The organism is Bacteroides xylanisolvens XB1A (assembly GCF_000210075.1).
GTDB lineage: Bacteria > Bacteroidota > Bacteroidia > Bacteroidales > Bacteroidaceae > Bacteroides > Bacteroides xylanisolvens.
The window spans coordinates 4,037,709-4,047,828 of sequence record NC_021017.1; the positions used below are offsets into that span (position 1 = coordinate 4,037,709).

Annotated in this window: 5 protein-coding genes; 3 read left to right on the forward strand and 2 right to left on the reverse strand. The window is 40.4% G+C overall.

The features are described from left to right. Positions 1-285 precede the first annotated feature (285 nt). From BXY_RS15450 to BXY_RS15460, 3 genes are all read left to right on the forward strand, one after another. Positions 286-2,376, forward strand: coding sequence for a beta-galactosidase (locus BXY_RS15450; protein WP_015532397.1), 2,091 nt, complete (start codon positions 286-288; stop codon positions 2,374-2,376). A gap of 62 nt (positions 2,377-2,438) precedes the next feature. Further along, the gene (locus BXY_RS15455; RefSeq protein WP_015532398.1) at positions 2,439-3,821 is read left to right on the forward strand and encodes an alpha-d-galacturonidase; all 1,383 of its coding nucleotides are present in this window, start codon (positions 2,439-2,441) and stop codon (positions 3,819-3,821) included. 88 nt (positions 3,822-3,909) lie between these two features. Then, on the forward strand, positions 3,910-4,599 hold the full coding sequence (locus tag BXY_RS15460) for an SGNH/GDSL hydrolase family protein (protein WP_008642203.1): 690 nt from the start codon (positions 3,910-3,912) through the stop codon (positions 4,597-4,599). Positions 4,600-4,691: 92 nt separating this feature from the next. On the opposite strand, the gene BXY_RS15465 is transcribed toward BXY_RS15460, so the two are convergent. Both BXY_RS15465 and BXY_RS15470 read right to left on the reverse strand, forming a co-directional pair. Next, complete coding sequence (locus tag BXY_RS15465; RefSeq protein ID WP_008642204.1) at positions 4,692-6,773, reverse strand: RagB/SusD family nutrient uptake outer membrane protein; 2,082 nt, start codon at positions 6,771-6,773, stop codon at positions 4,692-4,694. A gap of 24 nt (positions 6,774-6,797) precedes the next feature. Next, complete coding sequence (locus BXY_RS15470; protein WP_008642206.1) at positions 6,798-9,929, reverse strand: SusC/RagA family TonB-linked outer membrane protein; 3,132 nt, start codon at positions 9,927-9,929, stop codon at positions 6,798-6,800. Positions 9,930-10,120: the final 191 nt, after the last annotated feature.

Below are 10,120 nucleotides of genomic sequence, written 5' to 3' on the forward strand. Positions count from 1 at the left end.
CTCGTAGGGCGTTGCCCTACGCTATATAATTAAGCCCTTTCAGGGCATCCCGATAAATATATGATTGTAAGGCTTTCAGCCTAACCGATAAATTCTCATTACCGGCGTAGCGCCGGAGCAAGGTTTCCATTCGGTATTCCCTGAAAGAGATACAGTTCCACCCTTTAGGGTATGTCTAAAACGATAACATGCCGAATGGAAACCTTGTTGGGGCGCTACGCCCCTAAATTCCCATTTATAAAACGAATGATAAAGAATAGCTAACATTAATAATCAATTGAATTTATGAAGTATATGATAAAAAGTAAAATGCTGGCAACTTTTTGTGCCGCCTGCCTGCTGACTCTTTCAACTACAGCACAACCCTCTTCTTGGTTTAATGACAAAGATCTGACACTGACAGGCGTCTACTATTATCCTGAACACTGGGATGAAAACCAGTGGGAACGTGACTTCAAGAAAATGCATGAACTGGGATTTGAATTTACTCATTTTGCCGAGTTTGCCTGGGCGCAGTTGGAGCCGGAAGAAGGACGTTATGATTTTGCCTGGCTTGACAGAGCGGTAGCTTTAGCTGCCAAATATGATTTAAAAGTTATAATGTGTACGTCTACTGCCACTCCTCCTGTATGGATGAGCCGGAAATATCCTGAAATTCTGTTGAAGAATGAAGATGGAACGGTACTTGACCACGGTGCCCGTCAGCATGCTTCATTTGCTTCTCCTCTTTACAGAGAGTTATCTTATAAGATGATTGAAAAACTGGCGCAGCACTATGGTAACGATCCTCGTGTTATCGGATGGCAACTCGATAACGAGCCTGCCGTACAGTTTGACTATAATCCGAAAGCGGAACTTGCTTTCCGTGATTTTCTTCGTGCCAAATACAATAATAACATTCAATTTTTAAATAATGCCTGGGGAACTGCTTTTTGGAGTGAGGCTTATTCTTCTTTTGATGAAATAACGCTTCCCAAGCGTGTACAGATGTTTATGAACCATCATCAAATCCTGGACTACCGTCGTTTTGCAGCAACGCAAACCAATGATTTTCTGAATGAGCAATGCCTGCTAATCAAGAAATATGCAAAGAACCAATGGGTAACAACCAATTATATACCGAACTATGATGAAGGACATATTGGTGGTAGTCCTGCGTTGGATTTCCAAAGCTATACCCGTTACATGGTATATGGAGATAATGAGGGAATCGGTCGTCGGGGCTATCGTGTAGGTAATCCATTGCGTATTGCTTGGGCGAATGATTTTTTCCGTCCGATACAGGGAACGTATGGTGTAATGGAACTGCAACCGGGACAAGTGAACTGGGGCAGTATCAATCCCCAGCCTCTTCCGGGAGCTGTCCGTCTATGGATGTGGAGTGTATTTGCCGGTGGAAGTGATTTTATTTGTACCTACCGCTATCGCCAACCGCTCTATGGTACAGAACAGTATCATTATGGAATAGTAGGAACAGACGGAGTGACTGTTACCCCCGGTGGAAAAGAGTATGAAACTTTTATAAAAGAGATTCGTGAACTTCGTAAGCATTATGCTCCCCGTGAGGCGAAGCCTGCTGATTACCTGGCACGTCGTACAGCTATTCTTTTCAATCCTGAAAACTCCTGGAGCATTGAGCGACAGAAGCAAAACCGGACTTGGGATACTTTTGTGCATATTGAAAAGTATTACCGTACCTTAAAATCATTCGGAGCCCCCGTCGATTTTATATCAGAAGCCAAGAACTTATCCGATTATCCGGTCGTCATTGCGCCGGCTTATCAATTAGCTGATAAAGAACTGGTGGACAAATGGACTTCTTATGTGAAGAATGGCGGAAACCTCATTCTGACTTGTCGTACGGCGCAGAAGGATCGTTATGGTCGTCTCCCGGAGGCTCCTTTTGGCTCTATGATTACTCCGCTGACCGGAAATGAAATGAACTTTTATGATTTGCTTCTTCCCGAAGATCCCGGTACTGTTGTTATGAACGGAAAAGAGTATGCCTGGAATACATGGGGAGAGATTCTGAATCCTCCGGCAGATGCTCAAATATGGGCTACTTATAAAAACGAATTCTACGCAGGAAGTCCGGCCGTGACTTTCCGCAAACTGGGGAAAGGTACGATTACTTATGTTGGAGTGGACAGCCACAACGGAGCATTGGAAAAAGATATATTGAAAAAACTATATGCACAGCTGAATATCCCGGTAATGGATTTGCCTTATGGCGTGACAATGGAATACCGGAATGGCTTGGGAATTGTTTTGAACTATTCAGACCAGCCCTATGCCTTCAACTTGCCGAAAGGAGCCAAAGCATTGATTGGAACTACAAATATTCCTACAGCGGGTGTATTGGTGTTTTCAATGTGACCGGCTATAAATTAATATTCTTATCTTTGATGTGTTTGAAGAATTAAAAATATGATATTGTAATGAAGACTTACTTACTGAAACCGATGGTAGTTGTCTGCCTTTGCTTATTGACAGCTTCCTTTACTTTTGCCGCTGATAATTATAAAATGGTAAAGGTGAAAGCTCCTTTCCCTATGCAACCTATTAAAGTATTTATCTATCCGGACAAAGACTTTTTGATAACAGATTACGGAGCAAAAAACGGAGGTGAAGTAAACAATACAAAAGCAATTGCTGCCGCTATTGAAGCGTGTCATAAATCAGGTGGCGGACGTGTTGTTGTTCCGGCAGGTATATGGTTAACTGGGCCAATTCATTTTAAAAGTAATGTAAATCTTTATTTGGAGGAGAATGCAATTCTGAATTTTACGGATAATCCTTCTGATTATCTTCCGGCAGTGATGACTTCATGGGAAGGTTTGGAATGTTATAATTATTCTCCATTACTCTATGCTTTTGAATGTGAGAATGTGGCAATTACAGGTAAAGGGACTCTTCAGCCGAAGATGGATACTTGGAAAGTATGGTTCAAACGTCCTCAACCTCATTTGGAGGCATTGAAAGAGTTATATACGAAAGCTTCGACCGATGTTCCTGTTATTGAACGTCAAATGGCGGTAGGAGAGAACCACCTTCGTCCGCACTTGATTCATTTCAATCGCTGCAAGAATGTTTTATTGGATGGGTTTAAGATTCGTGAAAGTCCGTTCTGGACCATTCATCTTTATATGTGTGACGGAGGACTGGTACGTAATCTGGATGTAAAAGCGCACGGAGATAATAATGACGGTATTGATTTCGAAATGAGCCGTAATTTTCTGGTAGAAGATTGTTCTTTCGATCAGGGTGATGATGCAGTAGTGATTAAAGCCGGACGTAATCAAGATGCCTGGCGATTAAATACTCCTTGCGAAAATATTGTTATCCGTAATTGCCAGATTCTTAAAGGACATACATTACTTGGTATTGGAAGTGAAATTTCCGGAGGAATACGGAATATTTATATGCATGATTGCACAGCTCCGAATTCAGTAATGCGTCTTTTTTTCGTAAAAACCAATCATCGTAGAGGTGGGTTTATAGAAAACGTTTATATGAAGAACGTACAGGCAGGAACGGCTCAACGTGTACTTGAAATAGATACCGAAGTGCTTTATCAATGGAAAGATTTGGTACCTACTTATGAAGAACGAATTACCCGTATTGATGGCATTTATATGGATAAAGTCACTTGTGAGTCGGCAGACGCTATTTACGAATTGAAAGGAGATGCAAAACTTCCGGTGAAGAATGTAACAATCAAGAATGTGAAGGTAGGGGAAGTGAAGAAGTTCGTGAAGAAAGTGAATAATGTGGAGAATGTAGTAGAGAAGAATGTGACCTATGAAAGGGAAGTAAAATAATCATTTTCTGAAATTGGCAGAAAAAATCGTACTGTCATATTAGCATAATGTAGTATATTAGCGGCAAAATTGAAAACTTTATTCTAGTATGAAGAAATCCTGTTTTTTGCTGCTACTAACTATTTTATGTAGCAGTATAAGTTTTGCCCAAAGCCTGAAATCTATTTCTATTTTAGGCGATTCGTATTCAACGTTTGAAGGATATCTACAACCAGATACGAATAGTATTTGGTATTATGTCTCTCCACGACAACAAACAGATGTGACTTCAGTAAAACAGACGTGGTGGCATAAATTCATTAAAGAGAATAATTACCGCCTTTGTGTCAATAATTCATTTTCGGGTGCAACGATTTGTAATACGGGTTATCGCAACGAGGATTACTCGGATCGTTCTTTTATAACCCGTATGGATCAACTGGGTTGTCCGGATGTAATTTTTGTTTTTGGCGCAACTAATGATTGTTGGGCTGGCTCTCCGCTTGGGGAGTATCAGTATGTGGGGTGGGCTAAAGATGATTTGTATAAATTTCGTCCGGCTATGGCTTATATGCTCGATCACATGATTGATCGCTATCCTAATGTTGAAATCTATTTTCTATTGAATTCCGGTTTAAAGGAAGAGTTTAATGAATCAGTCAGAACTATCTGCAGGCATTATAATATTGATTGCATAGAATTGCATGACATTGACAAAAAGAGTGGGCATCCTTCAATAAAGGGAATGGAGCAGATTAGTGAACAGATTAAAGAGTTCATGGTGAAGAAGACGAAGTGAAAGGAGCATTAAAAAATATTGCCACTTGTTCTTCTTTGATTAGAAATTCTATTTCGAAGAGTGACAAGTGGCAATAGGATTAGTTGTTTACCTTAATATCCCGGGTTTTGCATTGCTTTCTTTTCCTCATTGCTTAATGCAGAACCATTTGAATTGGTGATACCGTCCAAGAAGGCTTGGGGGATCGGACGATAGTAATGTTTCTCCGATTTGAATTCGCCAAGACCTCTGCTGGCACCATCGTTGAATTTATGCCAACGGGCGTCTAACGTCTTGGTACGTGCCAGATCTTCCCAGCGTTGCAATTCGCCACAAAGTTCTCTTGTACGTTCATTCAACAGGAAGCACATCATTTTGTCAGCATTGGATGTGCAGCCCAGTTCGTTGTAAATAGGGACATCTACTGTAGAATTATATACATCTGATACACTATTTAATTTCATTGTTGTTTTGGTAGAAGCAGTGGTTTCCTGTTCTATATTGTTTGACTCGTAATAAGTATTTTCTTCCCAGTAAATAGCACCTTCAGAAGAATGACCGCCCCCCTTTCCCGAACAATAAGGATTGTTCTTATAGGCTTGTCCGCCATCTACATTCTTACTACGATCCTCGCCTGCTTTATAACCGGCACGTTCACGTAATTTATTCATCCACTCGATAGCTTTGTCATAGTTGGCTTCCCCCTTACGAATATATGCCTCAGCAACCATTAGTACATCATCTGCCGAACGGGCGATAATAGCATCACGAGTACCGAATTGAGACGCAATAGAAACACGGTAACCATCACGGAACTTAGATAAAGCTACCGAACGCTTGTGTGGTATGATATCGTAATAATTACCTGTTTTTTCATTTACATTCCAACTGTGTTCCTGCCCTTTGAAATAGCGTACATATGTGTACGTGTTACACATTTTTCCATCTTTCAAAACAGTATATGCCGGAGCATTGGGATATTTCTCATAGCGGTTGTCTCCCGGGTCATTAACGATGTATTTCATACCGAGTTCACCTCCACTAAAACGTTTGTCACCTTCTTTTACACCTGCCGGAGCGTATGGCATATCTTCTGCTGTCCAGGTAGGAGCGCTTTTGGTTTCGTTGGCTCCATAACAGGTGATGAATGATTTCCAGAAACGAGAGTCATTGACACGGTCAAATACCTGCATGGTATACTCTGTAGCACTTACGTATGAGAATTCACGTCCTCCTGAGATGTCACGTTTACATCCACCTATATCATTGCCTTGATATACGGCCGGATAATAAAGATGCATCTGATTTCCATAGCGTCCCCATGTTGATTCATCATTAGAGAATTGAGCCGCTAGAATCACTTCGCTTACTTTTTCATTGGCTCCGTTTGGCTGTTCATAGTCCCAAAGTTCTACATAATCACTACACAACGGATGTGCATCTACAACTTCCGAACCATATTGAATAACAGCATCGAGGTCGGATGCTACATAATTACTATTCCAATCGCTGTACAATTCAGATGCACGGAATAAATGTGCTTTTGCAAGGAAATGTGCGGCAGCATATTTGTTAATCCGTCCGATTGATTCACCTTTATTGGGAAGTAGTCTGTAGGCTTCTCCAAAATCAGATATAACCTGTATGTATATTTCTTCAGCAGAATTCCGTGTGAAATATGTTTCGGCACTTGTAGACGGAGCTAATTTCAAAGGTACGCCACCAAATTGTTTTACTAATTCAAAATAAGCATAAGCTCTAAGGAAATGTGCTTCTCCTAAACGGGTGTTGTATGTAGGTGAACTCTGATTATAATATTGAGGTAGGTTCTGAATCAATATGTTTGCGGGTTCAACTAGTCCGTAGTAATTATCCCAGATGGGTTGGTTGGCACCATTTTCAGATGAGTTTAAATCCTGGCTATAGTGATTCCATGCAGGAATTACATTGTTAGCATCGGTAAACTCGTCCACTCCCATATTGTAACATTGGATCCCCCATATATAATTGAATTTAAATTTAAGTTTCTGATAGGCGCCAGTTACCAATTCATCAAGACCTTCCTGGGTTTTAAAACGGTCTGTACTATATTGAGTCGTAAGATTTTCATCAAGGAAAGACTCACTGCACGATGTGATCGAGCTTCCTGTTACGCTGGCTATTAAAGCAGCAAATAATATTCTATTTAATTTCATAATGTCTTTACTTTAATTTGTTGATTAGAATCCGATGTTGACACCTATTACAAAACTCTTCAAAGTGGTAGGTGAACCAAATGTCTTGGTATTATTGTCATAGTTTACCAAGTCTGTATCTAAAAAGTCACATGCCTTATAGATATTGAATGGGTTCATGGCTTGAACATATAGCTTCAAATTATTGATACCCAACTTCTTTAATTGTTGCGGGGTAAAATTATAGCCCAATGAAATATTACGTACTTTAATGTACGATCCATCTTGATAGTTCATTGCACTGTTGAAAGCATCGGCTCCTTCGCCGTTGGAGCCGGGTGAATAGTATTTTGCATTTTCATTTGTACCAGCCACCCAATAGTCTACTTTACGTTGCATATAGCGACCGTCGAGCGTTACAGCTCCTTGCGGGACTGTGAATCCCCAGCGTGACAGAATAAAGAAGGAAAGCTCAAAATTCTTATAGCTGAAAGTGTTGCTCCATCCACCTGTCCAGCGTGGACGTGTATGCCCTACAATTTGCTTGTCATCGTTAGCATCTATTGCACCATCATTATTTAAATCTTTTACTTTGATTTGTCCTGGCTTACGTCCGTATTTAGCAGCTTCTTCAGCTTCTTCCGTTTTCCATATTCCATCATATACCCAGTCGTAATAAACACCGATTTCTTCACCGACAAACCATTTGTTATTCACATCTTCAGTTCTGCCGTTAGATAATTCGTCAATTCGGTTTCTATCCATAGACCATGTTAAAGTAGTGCTCCAGGTAAAATCTTTGGTTTGTACTGGTATTGCATTTACTTGCAAATCAATACCATATCCGGATGTTTTACCCACATTGGCATACGTAGAAACATAACCCGTTAATGAAGGGATTGACATTTCTAATAATAAGTCATTGGTTTTTGTTTTGTATGCATCAATACTACCGGTGAGTCGGTTATTAAAGAAGCCATAGTCAATACCGACATTGTATTGTGTAGTTCGTTCCCAGCCTAAGGTTGGATTAGCCATTTTAGCAGGCTCTTTTTGTGAAGGATCGGAAGGTACATAGCCCAAGGATGACTCATTCTGTCCCCAGTTATAGTATAAGCCTGTGATAGCGCCTTTGGTTGCGTATGCTTTGATAGCTGCATTGCCTGTGACACCCATACCTACACGAAGTTTCAACTGATTCAACCAACTGATGTCTTTCATGAAATCTTCTTGATCCATTCTCCATGCAATAGCTGCAGAGGGGAAACTTGCCCATTTGTGTCCTTCGGCTAATTGAGAGGCACCATCCCAACGCATAGATGCCGTTAACAAGTATTTATCTTTGTAACCATAGTTCAGTCGAACCATATAAGATGCCATCTGAGTTTCGGTTAGCCCAGTACCAAAGGAATTCAATGTACCGGCAGATCCCATATTATACCAAAGCTCATCCGACGAGGCTACATTAGTGGCTCTCATATCTCCCATCTCGTAATGATAGGCAGAAGCGGATTGCATCAATGTCATTCCTAGACTATGCTGACCTAGAGTTTTATTGTAATAGATCAGGTTATCCAATGTCCATGCACGCTTTTGTTCGTTCTTATATTGTGCACCGTTGTTACCATCTCCATTGATGCCATCAGCAGCGTTAGCAACTCCTAGAGTGTAAAATTGAAATTCGGGACCAAACTGAAGACGATAGGATAAACCTTCCAGTGGTTTCCAAATTTTTCCGAAATCAATCTGTGAGTACATGCTGGCAGAAGCACGGAAAGTACGGCGTTGATTGGTATTATAGTCTAATTCTCGGATGGGGTTGATGATATTTACGTCACCGCTTGGATAACGGACATATTCACCGTTTTCATCGTAAGGCACAGTCCATGGGATCATGCTTCTTAATGCACTATAGAAGTCACCGGAACCAGTTACGGATTTAGAGAAACTATATCCATAGTCTTGAGTAGAATATGATGCGTTAATTGAAGAACCCATTTTGAACCAATCAACAGGAGTTACGTCAAATGATGTCTTTAATGTATAACGTTCATAGGCTTGTCCTGGTTGTGTTCCTTTTTGATCTAGATAGCCGAATGAAGCATAACCTTGGAATTTGTCCGAACCTCCGGAGGCACTTAAGGTATGTTCGTGGGTGATACCCGTCTGTTTGCCGTGAGATGCCCAGTCGTAGGAGCCGACCTTTGAGGGATCATAATTGCCATTTGACCATGCTTGCTCGATATTCTTCCACGAAGCGCTTACACTGCCGAATGCTGCTTTATCTGCTTCATAAGTTGGAATGGCCGAAGCATAAGAACCCGCATTGTATTTGGCTAGGCGAGCATAATCCAGCCATTCTGTGGCAGACATCATTTCTGTGACATCATGTAATGTTTCAAAAGTAACAGTACCTGAATAGTTCAGGGTGACTTTTCCCTCTTTTCCTTTTTTAGTAGTTACGAGAATTACACCATTGGCACCACGTGAACCATAAATGGCTGTGGCCGAAGCATCTTTCAAAATGTCAATAGCTTCAATGTCGGAAGGATTGATGTTTTCAATACCTCCATTTTGAATTACCATACCATCTACGACATACAGTGGTCCTTGCTCTGCATTAATAGAGCGTTGCCCACGAATGTTAATGTTACCGACTTCTCCGGGACGTTGGCTAGATGTAATATCCACACCTGCTGTTTTGCCCTGCATTCCTTCCAATGCATTTCTTACAGGCATTGCTTTTAATTCTTTTTCTCCTACGCGGGCCATAGCGCCAGTTACATCGCTTTTCTTCTGTACACCGTAGCCCACAACTACTACTTCATCCAGCGTTTCAGTATCTTCTTGAAGAGTTATCTTGAAGTTAGTATTTCCTGCTACGGATACTTCTTGCTTTTTGTATCCTATATAAGTGATAGTGATTGTACCTTTGGTTGGTACATTGGAAAGAGAAAACTTGCCATTTAAATCAGTAATTGTACCATTAGTAGTACCATTAACCAACACACTGGCACCAATAACCGGTTCTCCGGTAAAATCTGTAACCGTACCCGAAATCGTTTTGTTTTGGGCATAGGATTCTACTATTAAAAAGGAGAACAAAGTGAGAAGAAATAGCCGTCGGATAGTATCCTTATAGGCATACAGGTGATTACCTTTTTTGTTGCTTTTCATACTTTAATTATTAAGTTATAAATATTGGTTTATAGATTCTTTATTGTTGATTTATCTTTTTATCCTCTAATGAAGACTTTTTGTTTCTTTTTGTATTTTATATGGATATTCCTGTAATGTAGTACTTTATAGAGGTTTAGTTGTATGATATATTGTATGGTATTTCTATATTTACATAGCATATTTATTAT

Bases quoted from the DNA above. Each gene is read 5' to 3' on its own strand.
- BXY_RS15460 (WP_008642203.1), top strand. From the start codon at position 3,910: ATGAAGAAATCCTGTTTTTTGCTGCTACTAACTATTTTATGTAGCAGT.
- BXY_RS15450 (WP_015532397.1), top strand. From the start codon at position 286: ATGAAGTATATGATAAAAAGTAAAATGCTGGCAACTTTTTGTGCCGCC.
- BXY_RS15465 (WP_008642204.1), bottom strand. From the start codon at position 6,773: ATGAAATTAAATAGAATATTATTTGCTGCTTTAATAGCCAGCGTAACA.
- BXY_RS15470 (WP_008642206.1), bottom strand. From the start codon at position 9,929: ATGAAAAGCAACAAAAAAGGTAATCACCTGTATGCCTATAAGGATACT.
- BXY_RS15455 (WP_015532398.1), top strand. From the start codon at position 2,439: ATGAAGACTTACTTACTGAAACCGATGGTAGTTGTCTGCCTTTGCTTA.